Origin of the sequence: Rhodoferax saidenbachensis (assembly GCF_001955715.1) — a bacterium.
GTDB lineage: Bacteria > Pseudomonadota > Gammaproteobacteria > Burkholderiales > Burkholderiaceae_C > Allorhodoferax > Allorhodoferax saidenbachensis.
This window is the reverse complement of the sequence record NZ_CP019239.1, coordinates 926967-942275: the sequence shown is the minus strand read 5'-3', so window position 1 is coordinate 942275 and position 15309 is coordinate 926967. Positions and strand designations below refer to the sequence as shown.

The following is a 15309-nucleotide window of genomic DNA, read 5'->3' as shown; positions in this document are numbered from 1 at the left end:
AGAATTCTTATGCTCCAAGTCTCCAAATGCATTCCCCAGGGCCAAGGCCTGGCCTCCGTGCTGCTCAAGCGCGCTGCCACCGTCGAACTTGACTGGGACGTGCGCCAGAAAAGCCGATTTGACGCTTCTGACTCCATCGGTCGCCAGCTCGGTGTGTTTCTGCCACGCGGCACCGCAGTGCGCGGCGGCGATGTGCTGCTGGCCGAAGATGGCTCGCTGATCAAGGTGATTGCGGCGCCGCAATCCGTGCTGAAGATCACCCACTGCACAGAACACGGTACGCCCTACGACCTGATCCGCGCCGCCTACCATCTGGGCAACCGCCATGTGCCGATCGAGCTCAAGCCCGACCATCTGAAGATCGAGCCCGACCATGTGCTGGCCGACATGCTGCGTGCGATGCATTTGATCGTCAACGCGGTAGACGAGGCGTTCGAGCCCGAGAACGGCGCCTACGCCACGGGTGGCCATGGGCACGGTGGGCATGGTCACAGCCATGGCGACCACGATCACAGTGACCATGACCACGGGCACGCGCATCCCCCAGCCAAATCCAAACTCGCCTCCATACCCATTGCGACCACGCCTGCTGCCGCACCACACGTGCACGGCCCAGGTTGCGGCCACAACCACTAAGCGGTCCGGCGCCCAAACACCATGCTCGACAGCAGCCTGATGCAACTGATGTGGCTGGCCTCACCGGCCTTGCCCATTGGCGGATTTTCATACTCCGAATGCCTGGAAGCCGCCGTGGACAGTGCGCGGGCCGCTACAGAAAGTGAAGCATCCGCATGGCTGGTCGATCAATTGCATCTGAGCCTGTCGCGCTCGGACCTGCCCGCGGTCGCGCAGGCCATACCCGCCTGGCGCGACGGCGATAACGCACGCATCGCCACTTTGAACGCCTGGGTTCTGCAAACCCGCGAGAGCAGCGAACTGCGTGCGCAAACCGAACAAATGGGTAAGAGCCTGCTGGAGTGGCTGCGCAACCACACGACTGCCAAGCCTGCGCAGATAGCAGTGCTCGCCGGCCAAGCGCCCACCTACCCCATCGCCTTCGCGTTGGCTGCCAGCGCCACGCAAGCGCCTGTGCGCGAATGCCTGCTGGCCTATGCGTTTGGCTGGGCCGAGAACATGACACAGGCCGCGATCAAGTCCGTGCCGCTGGGCCAAAGCGCCGGGCAACGCATCCTGTCCGCACTGACCGCTGAAATCCCCGCCGCCATTGACCACGCATTGAGTGTGACCGACGACAACCGCCAGGCGTTCACCCCCATGCTGGCCATCCTGAGTGCCCAGCACGAAGTGCAATATTCAAGGCTTTTCAGATCGTAATTGGCCTTTAGCCCTTATAGATATTGCGCAAGAAGCTCCTTTATTCATAGCAAATCACCATGTCTACACTGCACCATATCCCCAACCGCACCAAGAACCTGCCCCCCCTGCGCGTGGGCATCGGCGGCCCCGTCGGCTCCGGCAAAACCACGCTCTTGGAAATGCTGTGCAAGGCGATGCGCGAGCAGTACGACCTGGTCGCGATCACCAACGACATCTACACCAAGGAAGACCAGCGCCTGCTGACCGTCAGCGGCGCGCTGTCGGCGGACCGCATCATGGGCGTGGAAACCGGCGGCTGCCCGCACACTGCCATCCGTGAAGACTGCTCCATCAACCTAGAAGCCATCGACCGCATGCTGGAAGACCACCCCAACGCAGACATCGTGTTTGTGGAAAGCGGCGGCGACAACCTGGCCGCGACCTTCAGCCCCGAGCTGAGCGACCTGACGATCTACGTGATCGACGTGGCGGCCGGCGAAAAGATCCCCCGCAAGGGCGGCCCCGGCATCACCAAGAGTGATCTGTTCGTCATCAACAAAACAGACCTGGCCCCTTACGTGGGCGCGAACCTGGATGTAATGCACGCCGACACCACGCGCATGCGCACTACGCCCAAGGGGCTGAAACCGTTTGTGATGACCAACCTGAAAACCCTGACCGGGTTGCAAGAGGTCATTTCCTTCATCGAAACCCGCGGCATGCTGAAGGCTGCCTGAGAGCAACCTCCCTTGGTGAAGGTAGAATACGCCCCGCTGGAAGCGTGGCAGAGTGGTCGATTGCACCGGTCTTGAAAACCGGCAACCCGAAAGGGTTCGTGAGTTCGAATCTCACCGCTTCCGCCGCCCCTCTGTAAGTCATTGATTCGTATTAAAGTCCTTGTTATTCAAGGGCTTACAAATACAAGGTGTGCCAAAAATGTGTGCCACACGGACCGAATCAGACTTGCCGCAATACTTCTACATCCCTCCGAACGCGACGACCCGGAACTACTACGTTTGCCTGACGCCACCAAAGGCGTTGCATCACATCGTGGGCCGGAACAAGTATCGCGAATCTACCCACACCTCAGACCTTCGCAAAGCCAAGCCCATTGGCGCGCGTCTCATTGCCGCCAAGCTGGCGGAATGGGAGGGGCTGCTTGCAACGTCCAGCCCAGCCATCCCCGCGGCAAAGGCGCTAACCAGCAAGACTGTGGACGACATATGCGCACGCCGCCTATATCAGTGGATGCACATCGATGACCTAAGCCGGTACGAGGGACAGGAGCACACTGACAGGGACATTCAGGGACTAGAAAGCCTCATGGAGGTGAGCGACCAAACGATGCGTTCGGTCATCGCGCGAGGCAAAGCGTCCGATGAATGGGAAGATGCTCTTGAGGTCGTTGACGCATGGTGCACTCAAATTGAGATGCCCGTATCGCGCAACGACCCTCTCTATCCGCAACTGGTGCGTAAGTTCGCCGAGGTAGAACTACAGGCGACAAGCCAGGTACGGGCCAGAACGCGCGGCGAACCAGTTACCACCCCAAAACAGCCAGCGACGCTTGGGGCGCCCATGAGCGCGATGACAAACGTGTACAGGGAGCATCTTCAGAGTTCTAGGAAAGGTAAGAGCCTGACCACGGCAGTGGGCCTATGGCAAAGGTTCGTAGACTACTTGGGTGATGTGCCGGTTGGGGACATCCAGTCCAATGACGTGTACGACTTCCTTAACCACGGACTCAAAGACCCAAGCATCAAATGGTCTCGGAAGTACACACATGGCAAAGTGAAGAACACCATCCGGTCAGTGCTTTCTCTTGCCATTACCAAAAATCTTAGGAGTGGCCCCAATCCAGTGGGCGAAGTATTTGAGCTACCGCCTTTGTCTGATGACGAGGAGCAGGAACGATTGAATCCCCGACGTCCCTACAGCGACATCGAAATTACGAAAGTCTTTGAGTCAGATTGGTATAACCCGCGCAGCACTCGCTGGAAGGGGAAGATGTCCTCGGACTTAGGTGCACGCTATTGGACACCGTTGATATGCCTGTTCCATGGCAATCGCATACGAGAAGTTATGCAGCTTGTTGCGTCCGACTTCACCCGCACGAATGGCCTGGACTGCATGACGATTCAAGCCGCGATTGCGGGAGTGCAGCCTCAACTTCTAGCGGCGGGCATTTCCCGTTCGCTGAAGAACCTATCTACGAAGCGTCAGGTTCCTCTACATCCACAACTAATCGCTCTAGGGTTCTTGGAATTTTTAAATAAACGCCGAGACGAAGACGGCCTCCACGCTCTTCTTTTCCCATCTTGCGTTCCAACGTCTGGCGGAAAAACACCCATTCTTGGTCGTGCTTACGAACAGGCCTATCTACGATTTGTCAACGAACATGTAGGGCATGGACTTGGGAATCATGGTTATCGGCACCAGCTAGAAGACCGCATTCGAGATGCACAAACCCCGGGCAACCAGTGGCCGGCAGGACTAGGTCAACAATACACCGGACGTAAGAACACTCGGGTCCAAGATAAGCCGCATGTTGCAGCGACCGGCAGCGAGAGTGACTACGGCAAGGGGTACAAGCCTGAGATGATTCTCTTGTACGTGAAGACGTTAGATTTCTCTGGCATCAAACTGCCACCCAGCTATGCCGAATGGCTGATGAACGCACCTTGAGCGGTCACGGAGTCGCCTTTAGGCGGCTTCGTGATCTCGTATAAAACTCAATGTCACAGAACTATTGATTGGGCTTTGTGACTGAAGAAGACTGGTTAGGGACATTTACCGGGCTCAGTAATGTCTCTTTGGGAAGTGCGCCTTCCACGATGAACGATTGAACCAGCGCAAGGGCAGAATCGTGCAACTTTTGCCATTGTGGCAAGTCTGCTCGATTGAACTTTAGGTCAATCTCAAAGCCATTGGGCCAAGTGAGTTGTGCCACACAACCACCGCTTAAAACCACCGGCGACGCGACCAGCTTCTTCCCTCTGCAGAATATGTAAGCTGGCATACCGTCTGCGAATCGCGATGAACCAACGATGGTGCGATACGCCAATTCACGTGGATTTTCACCATACTCCTGAAAGTTTGGAATTGCCTCAATCTTTCTCGGCGTCCCATACCGTGAGACTATTACGGCCTCCAATTCATCTGCACTTATTGGAACTGGCTTTTGTTTATGGTCGCGAATACGGATTTCCAGTAAATCACCCAAGAAGCCACCCGTCTCCGGGCTTCGTCCGGTTTTGTCCCATTCTTTGAAGAGGGCGTCTATTTCATCCATGGTGAATGCAGACATGGACGGCCACTTGACGTTGAGTACAGTTTCAAATCCGTTGGGTTCAGGGTCCCAATGTGACTGGTCAAAGTGTTTGACATATGGCTTGGGAAATTCAAAAGTTATGCCAGCTTTAATGGTTCGAATGCTAGTTGCGTTCACTACAGTGCAGTCGGAAGGGCACGGATGAAAGACATATGCTGGCTCTGTCTTCATTGGTCGCCGAACCATGAAAGCCAACAAAGCTAGAGCGGCTATCAACAATGCCACAACCACAAAGTTTTTAGATAGGAGTCTGAGTAGGATTTTCTTCATGGGCGAGTGGGCAGACTATAGCGGCCGTATTTGATTTCTGATATCCCCCAAATGGGGGATATTGACAACCCCTGTAGCCACTTTTCTCCCTACTCGATTTCTATACGAAGTAAGCCCCGCGAGGGGCCGTTCCATACAAGACAACTCTCGAACGCAACCGTGAGTTTCTAGATTTTGCAAACAGTGCTTCTAGATTTTGTAGGCAGGATCTTCTATACCAAGTAGAAGCTAACAGACTGCATTGCAGAAGATAGAACCTAACAAAGAAACAAAGTTATGAGCCGTTGGCTCACGTTTGCGCGGCAAACGAACAGTGCGTTGCAGGGCAACGCGATGCGCCGCTAACGCGGCTTAGGCATGGGAGACGGATGCCGAGTCCTTGGGGCGGATAAAACTCGCTGACTATAGGTAAGGCATATGCACTTGTGACGAGTCTATGCACTGCAGTTCTAAAAAGCCACGGCTCTCCCCCGTGGCTTTTTTCTTGGGGCGCGTTTAAACACGCTGTCTACACCAGATATCGGACGTCACCCGATGCCGAATTTTTATCTGGGAGAACTACTTTGCCAAAACCCGTCACAGGCGTGCCGCCTTACATCAACCCCATTCCCGACCTGTCGCCGTTTGCCATGGTTTCTGCCATGTCCATCATCGACCCTGTCATTTCGTACCCTCAGCGCCTTGTACTGAGCATATTGGCTCTGCACGCCAAACGCCACGGACAGACAGCGCCACCCCAAGACCGCATAGCGGCTCTCGCTGGCTGGTATTGCAAGAACAAAGAGACAGGGGAAATGGAGCCCAATGCACGCTATGTGTCTACGCTCATCAATAACGAAAACCACACCAAGAAATCTGACCGCTGCGGCCCTGGGCTAGTGCAGCTTGGCTATGTCAAGCCAGGCTACAAGCAGAACGGGTTTAACCAGCCCAATACCTATCAGTTGACTACGCCGACATTTAGCGAGGGCTACATTTGCCGTCCTGACGGCACGAAAACTGAGTCTCGCTTTGTCGCTTCCGTGGAACGGGAAGACACGAAGACGTACAAAGCACGCAAGTCTGCAGAGCAGACCGCCTATGAACTGCAGCAAATTGCCCCAAAAAAGAAGTTTTCTGCTGAAGACCAGTTGCCCCTTGACTTGTCGGACACCTACAACTGGATGGGCGACGAATACACCCGGAGGGACTGCGAGGTGGACATTCAGAATTGCCGAGACGGCTTGGAGCAAGACGTCCCTGACGCGGTGTACCGCTACTTCCAAATGGCGGTGCCAGCTGACCTAGCCACCGACTACTAAGCACCTAGCTCAATGTGTGGGGCTGCATCACGTTCCACCATAAATTCTCCGTAGTCGACTCGCCCGGCACTAGGCTGGGCGAGACCGGCAGCACGGATACATCCACGGCGGCCAGGCACATCTCGGTTGCCGTGAGCATTCGATGGGCCTCGTAGAAGCTCGCGACCATACTCCGCATCGCATCTACCGATGTAGAGACCACAGATAGCTTTGCAAGGTATAGCTCCTGCCCCATGGCATCCACACCGATGCGGGTCAGTTTGTCGCGGCCTAGGTGCCGCGTAGCGACTTCCACCACTGCCTGCCTGCGGCTACGGTTTTTCCAGGTGTTCTCGATTTCGCAAGCGGTTACCAGACCGTCGTCGTGGACGACCAATCCATCAAACAATTTCCCGTTGACGGTATGAACTGGCGCGAGACCTGAGGCGATTTCATGCTCTGTCCAAATCCCTAAGCCCGCCTGCATTTGCTCTATCAAATGCCAATTGCTGCACGCACGATGAATCGCATTGCCCGTTGCGAGCCCCTGCCCGCCTTTGGCTTGGACGCCTGTGGCGTCTTGCAGCAGCCTCGCTCCTTTGACCGACAACAGGTACACGTCCCCGCCCTGGGGTAGCGCGCGCACTAGTACCAGCTTGTCGACCAGCATCTTTTTCAACGTGCGCCGGGCCATTGGCCAGGACTGCGACGCAGTTGGCCACACGAGTGCCGCGACCATCCGGGACGTTAGCCATCCGAAGCGGTGCAACCAGGTCAACACCTCCATAACTTTGCGTTCACCCGTAATGCGCTTGTCCTCTGGAATAGGTTCTATGGCATCTAGATTGCCCAGCAGTTCGTCTTGCAAAGCCGAGGTTCTAGAAGCTGTTGCTGGTCGGCGCATAGCGCCGATCTCGTATAAAACTTGAGATTCGTCTTCGGGAAGGATGGTCATGCAACTGGGCTTTCTGTGTCAGAGGGTGTGCACACCCTTGTGCACCTGGCGTATAGCCACGCGCTCTCTAATCACCATGCATGACCAGACGCTCAGCGTCTGGGCTTATCGGTTGTTTACCCCGTCTGGACGCCGGGCCACGCCCTACGGTGCTAGGGCACCGTCACAGCTTGAATACAGCGCCCCCTCTGCTGCTCCGCAGCGGGGCATAGGGAGACAGCCCCGCCGCTTGCATCACAAGCCCCCTATTCCCGCACCTACGGCTTGTCATCGGTGGCTCGTCATACATCCACCTTGCGGTGGTCGCTATGGGCCTGCCTGGACGGCAGGGCGTTCCGCGCTGACTCCCTATGCCCCGCTGCGGAGCAGTCGGGGGGCGGGGCTACGCCCCCGCTGACGACCACCCCGTGGGCGGGGTGGCGCGGGCAGTGGTGCCGCCCTACGGACGTCCCACCCGCTAATTCGTCATCGGCTCCCCCGCATCGCGTCGAGGACGCGATGGGCTACGGGCTGGACGCCCTAGCCCCTCAGTACACACCTCGCGGTGAGTCTGTGGCTCCCAAGCTGACTAGTTCAAAGACGTCCCCACGTATCCAATCGGCGGTAAGCTCTGAGAAAACTGACACAAAGGGAGGATTCGGATGCCTAGCTTTTTACGTGACGTGATGGTTAGCAACCTCGTTCTAACTGACGAGGCAATTCAGGAGCTAAATCGGGTAGTGATACAGCGCATGGAAGCGCACAACTCAAGTACGCAAGACAACGCGCGAAAACTATCTCTGATGTACGTAGTCAGATTCGACGATAGAGGGTATCGAGCCTTTTCTGCGGAAGAGGCATGGAACTACTACAAGACCGCAAACAAGCTAGAGCGATTGGTGTTCGAAGCTGAATGCCCTAGCGGGCTCCAGACGAATCACATGGTCGGTGAGCAAATTCAGGTCAGGCTTGACTCTGCAGCTCAGTCCGCATCTCACATCATCGTGGGCGGTGACTCTAAGGATTGGGTTGAGGCCACGTTCTCCGCGCTTGAATCGACGCTAGCTCGGCATAAGAGCCTAGCAACAAGGTTGGCAAGAACTGAGTGGACTGGGCTTGTGGTGCAACTTACAGGTGTCCTCATCGGGGTTCTGCTATGTCTGTGGCTTGCCACTATGACTGCGCCATATCTCAAGGATGTTGACTACCCCCGTGCCGTGTCCTTCGCCCTGTGGTTTTTGGTCTACGGCAATCTATGGACTTATCTGCAGCGTCTAGGAATGGCAGCGATTGCCAATCTGTTTCCCAACGTGCGATTTAGTCGGGAGGGCGAGCACTGGACGCAGCGCCTTATTCGCGAGGGAGTGAAGAGTCTTGGAATAGCCATCGCCCTCTCAATTCTGGCCTTGCTCTCCAAGTGGGCGCTGTCAGTGATTGCCCCCTACATTCTGTGAGCCAGACAAGTGTGCCAAAATGGATTCTTCGTACACATCTAAGTCTTTGATTTGCTTAGAGAAGTGGGGCAGTGAGTAAATTTCTCACCGCTTCCGCCACCTCTGGGTGAAGTACATGGTTTTTCATGTATCTCTTCACCATCCACGGCCCACGCGCCGAATTCATCCGTTTGCCCTAACCCCACGCCCGGATATAGAGGGATTGCTCCGCTCAGCCAAGCGCGCTTTCCAGGTACTTGGTCAGCGGCAGGTTGGCGATGTGTTCCAGTTCCACGATCTCCGCCTTGGTGGCCGTATGCGAGAGAGGGCCCGTATCGTCCCGGCCGAAGAACCCTGGCCCCACGTGGAAGGTGCCAATAGCGCTGCCTTGTCGGTGAAAGGTGAAGCAGACTCGGGGCTACCAAACCAGGGCGCAGACCATCCAGTAAGCCTGTGATTGACGAAAGCCGTCAATTGCGCCAGTTCCACCCGGTCGTTGATCTCGGCAAGAGGCGTATTTTTTAACGTGACGCGAACATAGTCCGGCGTAGGCAACGGAGGCACCACTTTCGCCTGCTGGAGGGAGCAGCCAGGAAGCGCAAGGAGAAGGAGCGAAAGCTGTCGGCGATTCATCGTGCGCCTAACACCCGGCGCGGCCGGACTGCAATGAAGAAGACTTCACCAGCGTCGCAGGCGCCAATACACGCCCGAAGGCATGCATCACCCCACAGCACAGCAGGTTCGCAGCCGTCGGTCCTGCATGGCTGTTCAGTTCGAGCATTCTCATCCGAACGATTCTCGGGATACTTCTCTGGTTTGTGTATCCCCCATTCGGGTGATTCTGCGAAGCGTCTTTTCATCAATGGGCGCCGGGGTGGGTACCCCGGCTGGCGCATTGAACGCATAAGCTTGCTCCATGGCAAGGATTTCGAGTCAGCCGACAATGGGCACCTGCTCCTGCCGCCATTTGATTCACTGCACCGCGCACCGCCCTGTATGACCACACACACCGAACCCCGTTTGCTTGCGCACCCCGCATTTGTGCGCTTCTGGCTGGCCCGTCTGGCCGGCATCATGGGCAACCAGATGCTCATGGTGGCGGTGGCCTGGCACATGTACGACCTGACCTCCAGCCCGTGGGATCTGGGCCTGGTGGGGCTCTTCCAGTTTGTCCCCGCCTTGATCATGACCTTGCCCGCCGGGCACCTGGCAGACCGCTTGCACCGCGGGCGCATTTTTGCCAGTTGCATGTTTGTGCAGGCTGTCGTGGCCCTCACGCTGCTGAGTGCCACCGTCGGCCACTTTGCCTCCCGTGAATTGATATTGGGCATCTCGGTCCTACTGGGGCTGGCGCGCGCTTTTCAGATGCCGGCACAACAGGCGCTGGTGCCCTTGCTGGTGCCTCCGAGTTTGCTAGTGCGCGCGGTCGCGCTGAGCTCTACGGGCATGGAAATCGCGGTCATCTGCGGCCCTGCGCTGGGCGGCTTGTTGTATGTCACCGGCGCGGCGAATGTCTATGTGTGCTGCACACTTTTGATGCTGACGGCCAGTGGCCTCATGCTGTTTGTGCACTACCAGCACAAGCCTTCGCACCTGGCGGCATCGTGGGCCTCGCTGTTCGCGGGGGTCGCCTTTGTCTGGAAGCACAAGCTGATCCTGGGTGCCACATCACTGGACTTGTTTGCTGTATTGCTGGGTGGAGCAGTCGCCCTGTTACCCATTTATGCACGTGACATCTTGCACACGGGGCCTGTGGGCCTGGGATTTCTGCGCGCTGCCCCTGCAGTTGGGGCGTTGACCATGTCACTGGTACTGGCGCGGTGGCCCATGCGTCGGCGGGTTGGCAAAAAGTTACTGATGGCGGTGGGGCTGTTTGGCCTCGCCACGGTGGTGTTTGGTCTGTCGGAATACTTCTGGCTTTCGCTGCTGGCTCTTGTGGTGACCGGTGCCACCGATTGCATCAGCGTGGTGACGCGCAATACGCTGGTCCAGCTGGAAACGCCCGATGCCATGCGAGGCCGGGTTTCCGCCGTCAACTCCATCTTTATCGGGGCATCCAACCAGTTGGGTGAGTTTGAATCGGGCGCCACGGCGGCCTTGTGGGGACCGGTGGGTTCGGTGGTGGTGGGTGGCGTGGGCACCATGCTCGTGGCCGGCCTGTGGTTCAGGTTCTTCCCTGCCCTGGCCCAGCGCGACCGGATGCAATCCAACACCAGCACTCACCCGTAAGCACGGACCGTTGCCTCGAGCTCAACAGATAACTTTCTATCTGGATCGTGTCTGGTGGATATATGCGCCCGCTACTTTGACGGTCAGGTCCACAAATCCAGCGGCGGGTCGGCCACCACCGCGCGCAGGATGTCGGAGCGCGAGACAAAACCAATCACTTGGCCACCTTCGTCCACCACCGGCAAACCGGGCAGCCCCGTATCCAGCAGCACGCGGGCCAGGCGGCGAATGTCGGTGTCGGGCGCCACGCTGGGTACCGGCGTCCACATCACTTCCACCACGCTTTGCGCCAACAGCGCGCGCCACACCAATGCGTGGCTTTCGGGGCCGGGCAACCGGTCCGGGCGCATCAGATCGGCGCGTGACAAAAGACCCACGAGAACACCGGCTTCGGTCACCACAGGTGCTTGCCCCATCCCATGCCGGGCCAGTAGCGCCCAGGCTTCTTCCACCGTGGAGGTGTCGGCAATCGTCACCACAGCGGTGCTCATGATGGCGTCCACCCGGGTCAGGGGCTGGCGTGGTCCGTCGGGTTTGGTGGTCTGGGCATAAGCAGCCACCGCGCTGCGGTGGACCACGTCCACGGGAGTGGGCGGGTCAGGCAACAAGTCCGAGAACTGCGACGGCGGCCGCTCTTGCCCGTCCTGCCCCGCAGCCCCCACGCGCTGGGTGCGCATCAAGGCCGATGCGGGACCTACCTTGCGCAGCTCCTCCAAGGAGCCACGAAACATGCGCCCTGCTGTGCCATAGACCGAGAACATGATGATCCTCCTATTTGCTCGCCGTCGCGTGATCGCAATTTGCCGCCGGGCCGCCCCAAGGCGTCTGAACCGCTTGGCGGTCAGCCCCGCAGGGAAATTAGCCCCCTTGGGGGGCAGCGACCCGCGCAGCGGCGGAGCGTGGGGGCTAGTTTGACAGGAAAAGCGCCTGCAAGTCACTCAGAAAATCAAAGCCGCGCACGGTGGGGCGCACGCGGGCAAAGTCACGCTCGATCAGGCCCTTGCGCTCGGCCTCCTGCAGCGCCGCCTCAATGGCGGTGATGGCCAGACCCGTGCGTTCGGTGAAATCGCGCAGGCCAAAGCCGTTGCGCAGGCGCAGTGCGTTGAGCATGTATTCAAACGGTAAATCTGCCCGCGCTACTTCTTCCTCTTGCGCCAGCGCGTTGCCGCCCAGCGCTTTATCCATGTACAGGCGCGGATCGCGAAAGCGCACCTGGCGCACCACACGGTGCGCAAAGCTCAGCTTGCTGTGGGCGCCAGCGCCAATACCCAGATAGTCACCAAACTGCCAGTAGTTGAGGTTGTGTTTGCAGCGGTGCCCCGCCTTGGCATAGGCCGACACCTCGTAACGCTCCAGCCCGGCCACACCGGTCAACTCGGTGATGTGGTCCAGCATGGCGTAGGCCGTATCGTCTTCGGGAATCTGCGGCGGGAACTTGGCGAAGTAGGTGTTGGGCTCGATGGTCAGGTGGTAGATGGAGATGTGCGGTGGTGCAAACTGCAGCGCCTGGGCAATGTCTTCCCCCACCTGCTCCAGCGTCTGGCCCGGCAGCGCATACATGATGTCCAGGTTGAAGGTCTTGAAGGACTGCGCTGCTTCTTCCACCGCTGCCAGCGCCTGCGCGCGGTCGTGCACGCGGCCCAACGCTTTCAAGTGGTCGTCGTTGAAACTTTGCACGCCAATCGACAGCCGCGTGACCCCCGCTTGTGCAAATGCACGGAAGCGGTCTTTCTCGAAGGTGCCGGGGTTGGCCTCCATGGTGATTTCGCAGTCCGCCTCCAGCCGCAGGCGCGCACGGATGTCGCCTAGCAAACGGTCGATGGTGGCTGGTGCAAACAGGCTGGGCGTGCCGCCGCCGATAAAGATGCTGTGGATGCTGCGGCCCCAGATCAGGGGCAACGCGGCTTCCAGGTCAGCGATGACTGCGTCGACATAACGCTGTTCGGGTACGCCTCCTGCCGCTTGTTCGTGGGAATTGAAGTCACAGTACGGGCACTTCTTCAAACACCAGGGCAAGTGCACGTACAGCGACAGCGGCGGCAGGCTGCTCAGTTGCAGCGTGCCGGGGCGCATGTAGTGCTGCACATCGCGCTGCACCACGGTCTCTGTGGCACCGCTGGAGGGAAGAATAGGTATCACGACAGGCTCAAGCGACAGCCAGCCAGCGCTCGCGGATCAGCGCGGCCATGGCCTGCGCCGCACGGCCCCGGTGGCTGTGGGCATTCTTCACTTCCACTGGCAATTGGGCGAAGGTCTGACCAAACTCGGGTATCCAGATCACCGGATCAAACCCAAAACCATTGCTCCCCAGGCGTTCACGCGCAATCTCGCCCACCACCCGGCCCACCGCAATCAGCGGCTCCGGGTCTTCCGGTGAGCGCACCGCCACCAGTGTGCTGACCATGGCGGCGCGGCGGTTGTCCATGCCTTGCATCTGCTCCAGCAGCGCAGTGACGTTGTTGTCATCGCCCTTGGGGTAACCGTGTTGGGTGGCGTAGTAGGCGGTGTCCACACCGGGCAGACCACCAAAGGCGTCCACACACAAACCGGCGTCGTCGGCCAGCGCGGGCAGGCCGGTGTGTTGCGCGGCGTTGCGCGCCTTGGTCAGCGCGTTTTCCACAAAGGTGCGGTAGGGCTCCGGCGCCTCGGGTACGCCCAAATCGCCCTGGCGCACCAGCGTGCAGCCCAGCGGGGCGAACATGGCCTGCAGCTCGGCGAGTTTGCCCTGGTTGTTCGATGCGAGTACGATTTTCATGTCAAATTGGCCTCTAGCCCTTATGGATTGTGCGCAACCAGCTATTACTTTGATAGCGATTGCTGCTGCAAAACCATCAACTCGGAGATGCCTTTTTCGGCCAATCCCAGCAACTGGTCCATCTCGGCACGCGTGAAGGCCACTCCCTCGGCCGTACCCTGCACTTCAACAAAGTGGCCGGCGCCTGTCATCACCACATTCATGTCGGTGTCGCAGGCCGAGTCTTCGGTGTATTCCAGGTCCAGCAGCGGCGTGCCCTGCACCAGCCCGACGCTGATGGCTGCCACGGCAGCCGTGATGGGCGTCTCGGTGATTTTGCCGGCTTTGAGCAAGCCGTTGACCGCGTCTTGTGCCGCGACAAAGGCGCCCGTGATGGCGGCGGTGCGGGTGCCACCGTCGGCCTGGATCACATCGCAGTCGAGCTGGATGGTGCGTTCGCCCAGTTTCTTCAAGTCAAACACAGCACGCAGCGAGCGGCCAATCAGGCGCTGGATCTCCTGCGTACGCCCGCTTTGTTTGCCACGCGCGGCCTCGCGGTCGCTGCGGGTGTGGGTGGCGCGCGGCAGCATGCCGTACTCGGCGGTCACCCAGCCTTCGCCGCTACCGCGCTTGTGCGGCGGCACGCGTTCTTCCACCGATGCGGTGCACAGCACGCGGGTAGCGCCAAACTCGATCAGCACCGAGCCTTCGGCGTGGATGGTGTAGTTGCGGGTGATGCGCACCGGGCGCAGGGAATGGGCGGCACGGGCACCGCTGCGAACAAACTCAGTCATGGGAATCCTTGGAAATGGACAGACAGAGCCCGACAACGGACTCAGGTTGGTGGACTCAGGATTTGCGGGCCGCAGAGCGGCGAATGGCTTCGTTGATTTCGGCGATGGAGCGTTCAATGGCCGCATCGTCCATATCCTCCACATCCGAGTCCAGCCAACCACCCTGTACAGTGGACGCAAACACGCCGTCCTCAATACTGTCGGTGGAAATGCTGCCCCGCGTGGATTCGAAATGGTCGGGCGTCTCCCACTCCATGGCAATCAGCGTCACGTTGTCGCTCTGGGGGCCTCCCTTCATGAGCGCGCGCTCCACCAGATCAGGGGCCGCCGTGGCCACCGACTTCTGCGCCAGGTGGAACACGATGTCCTCGTCATCCAGACTGCCCCACAGGCCATCCGAACAGAGCATGATGCGGTCGCCCTGCTGCAGCAAGACCGGGCCGGTCACATCAAACACCGGCTTGGTGGGTGAGCCCAGGCAGGTGTAGAGCACATTGCGGTTGAAATTGGCGGGCAGTGCTTCTGGATGCACGCTCTGGCGCTGCTCCAGGTAAGAGTGGTCACGCGTACGCGCCAGCATCTCGCCGTGGCGCACCATGTGTACAGGCGGGAATCGCCGCAATGCACCCAGGTGGCTGTGCCGCCCTGCACAATGGCGGCAACCAGTGTAGTGCGCGGGGTGTCGCCCAGATTTTTTTCAGCGGCGTATTTCAGGATCTGGCGATGGGCCGCCATGATGGCCATGTTGAAGAATGCCTTGACGTCGGCAATCTCCGGCGTGGCTTCCTTCTGGTACAGGGCGGAGATGACCTGCAGCACCATCTGCGCGGCAACCTCCCCTTCGGGGTGCCCACCCATTCCATCCGCCAGCAGAAACAGGCCCGAACTCTTGGTATAGCAATACCCCATGCGGTCTTCGTTTTTCTCACGCCCGCCTTTGCGGCTGATTTGGAAAACAGAAAACTTCATGCAGACCTCCGCCGGGCT

General features: G+C 58.9%; 13 protein-coding genes, 1 tRNA gene and 1 pseudogene. 8 read left to right on the top strand and 7 right to left on the bottom strand.

The features are described from left to right. Window positions 1–9 precede the first annotated feature (9 nt). The 5 genes from ureE to RS694_RS04510 all read left to right on the top strand — a co-directional run bounded on the left by ureE (window position 10) and on the right by RS694_RS04510 (window position 4002). Window positions 10–636, top strand: coding sequence for an urease accessory protein UreE (gene ureE, locus RS694_RS04530; protein ID WP_029705524.1), 627 nt, complete (start codon window positions 10–12; stop codon window positions 634–636). A 21-nt stretch (window positions 637–657) separates the two neighbouring features. Beyond that, a complete protein-coding gene (locus tag RS694_RS04525) occupies window positions 658–1335 on the top strand; it encodes an urease accessory protein UreF (protein ID WP_029705525.1) in 678 nt (225 codons plus the stop codon). A 59-nt stretch (window positions 1336–1394) separates the two neighbouring features. Continuing rightward, the gene (gene ureG / locus RS694_RS04520; RefSeq protein ID WP_029705526.1) at window positions 1395–2054 is read left to right on the top strand and encodes an urease accessory protein UreG; all 660 of its coding nucleotides are present in this window, start codon (window positions 1395–1397) and stop codon (window positions 2052–2054) included. A gap of 38 nt (window positions 2055–2092) precedes the next feature. After that, window positions 2093–2177: transfer RNA gene (locus RS694_RS04515), tRNA-Ser, on the top strand. Between the two features lie 103 nt (window positions 2178–2280). Next, window positions 2281–4002, top strand: a complete 1722-nt coding sequence (locus tag RS694_RS04510; RefSeq protein WP_152528743.1) for a site-specific integrase — start codon at window positions 2281–2283, stop codon at window positions 4000–4002. Between the two features lie 61 nt (window positions 4003–4063). Here RS694_RS04510 and RS694_RS04505 read toward each other — a convergent pair whose 3' ends face one another. Beyond that, the gene (locus tag RS694_RS04505; RefSeq protein WP_029705529.1) at window positions 4064–4624 is read right to left on the bottom strand and encodes a hypothetical protein; all 561 of its coding nucleotides are present in this window, start codon (window positions 4622–4624) and stop codon (window positions 4064–4066) included. Between the two features lie 857 nt (window positions 4625–5481). Between RS694_RS04505 and RS694_RS04500 the strand changes: the two genes are divergently transcribed. Next, window positions 5482–6219: a hypothetical protein gene (locus RS694_RS04500; protein ID WP_152528744.1), complete on the top strand. Its 738-nt coding sequence runs from the start codon at window positions 5482–5484 to the stop codon at window positions 6217–6219. 4 nt (window positions 6220–6223) lie between these two features. On the opposite strand, the gene RS694_RS04495 is transcribed toward RS694_RS04500, so the two are convergent. Beyond that, window positions 6224–7153, bottom strand: a complete 930-nt coding sequence (locus RS694_RS04495) for a hypothetical protein (protein ID WP_037246270.1) — start codon at window positions 7151–7153, stop codon at window positions 6224–6226. A 641-nt stretch (window positions 7154–7794) separates the two neighbouring features. On the opposite strand from RS694_RS04495, the gene RS694_RS04490 reads away from it, so the two are divergent. Then, window positions 7795–8586 (top strand): hypothetical protein, encoded by a 792-nt coding sequence (locus tag RS694_RS04490; protein WP_037246272.1) that lies wholly within the window; start codon window positions 7795–7797, stop codon window positions 8584–8586. A 975-nt stretch (window positions 8587–9561) separates the two neighbouring features. Continuing rightward, entirely contained in the window at window positions 9562–10794 is a 1233-nt protein-coding gene (locus RS694_RS04485) for an MFS transporter (RefSeq protein ID WP_029705533.1), read from the top strand. An 83-nt stretch (window positions 10795–10877) separates the two neighbouring features. On the opposite strand, the gene RS694_RS04480 is transcribed toward RS694_RS04485, so the two are convergent. The 5 genes and pseudogenes from RS694_RS04480 to RS694_RS04460 form a co-directional block, all read right to left on the bottom strand. Further along, window positions 10878–11555 carry a CBS domain-containing protein gene (locus RS694_RS04480; RefSeq protein ID WP_029705535.1) on the bottom strand — a complete coding sequence of 226 codons (678 nt, stop codon included), beginning with the start codon at window positions 11553–11555 and terminating at the stop codon, window positions 10878–10880. 145 nt (window positions 11556–11700) lie between these two features. Further along, window positions 11701–12867 carry a radical SAM family heme chaperone HemW gene (gene hemW, locus RS694_RS04475; RefSeq protein WP_241463818.1) on the bottom strand — a complete coding sequence of 389 codons (1167 nt, stop codon included), beginning with the start codon at window positions 12865–12867 and terminating at the stop codon, window positions 11701–11703. Between the two features lie 73 nt (window positions 12868–12940). Further along, entirely contained in the window at window positions 12941–13549 is a 609-nt protein-coding gene (rdgB, locus tag RS694_RS04470) for an RdgB/HAM1 family non-canonical purine NTP pyrophosphatase (protein WP_029705538.1), read from the bottom strand. A gap of 44 nt (window positions 13550–13593) precedes the next feature. Then, on the bottom strand, window positions 13594–14322 hold the full coding sequence (gene rph / locus RS694_RS04465; RefSeq protein WP_029705540.1) for a ribonuclease PH: 729 nt from the start codon (window positions 14320–14322) through the stop codon (window positions 13594–13596). A gap of 55 nt (window positions 14323–14377) precedes the next feature. Further along, window positions 14378–15291 (bottom strand): annotated as a pseudogene (locus RS694_RS04460) (PP2C family protein-serine/threonine phosphatase). Between the last annotated feature and the right edge of the window lie 18 nt (window positions 15292–15309).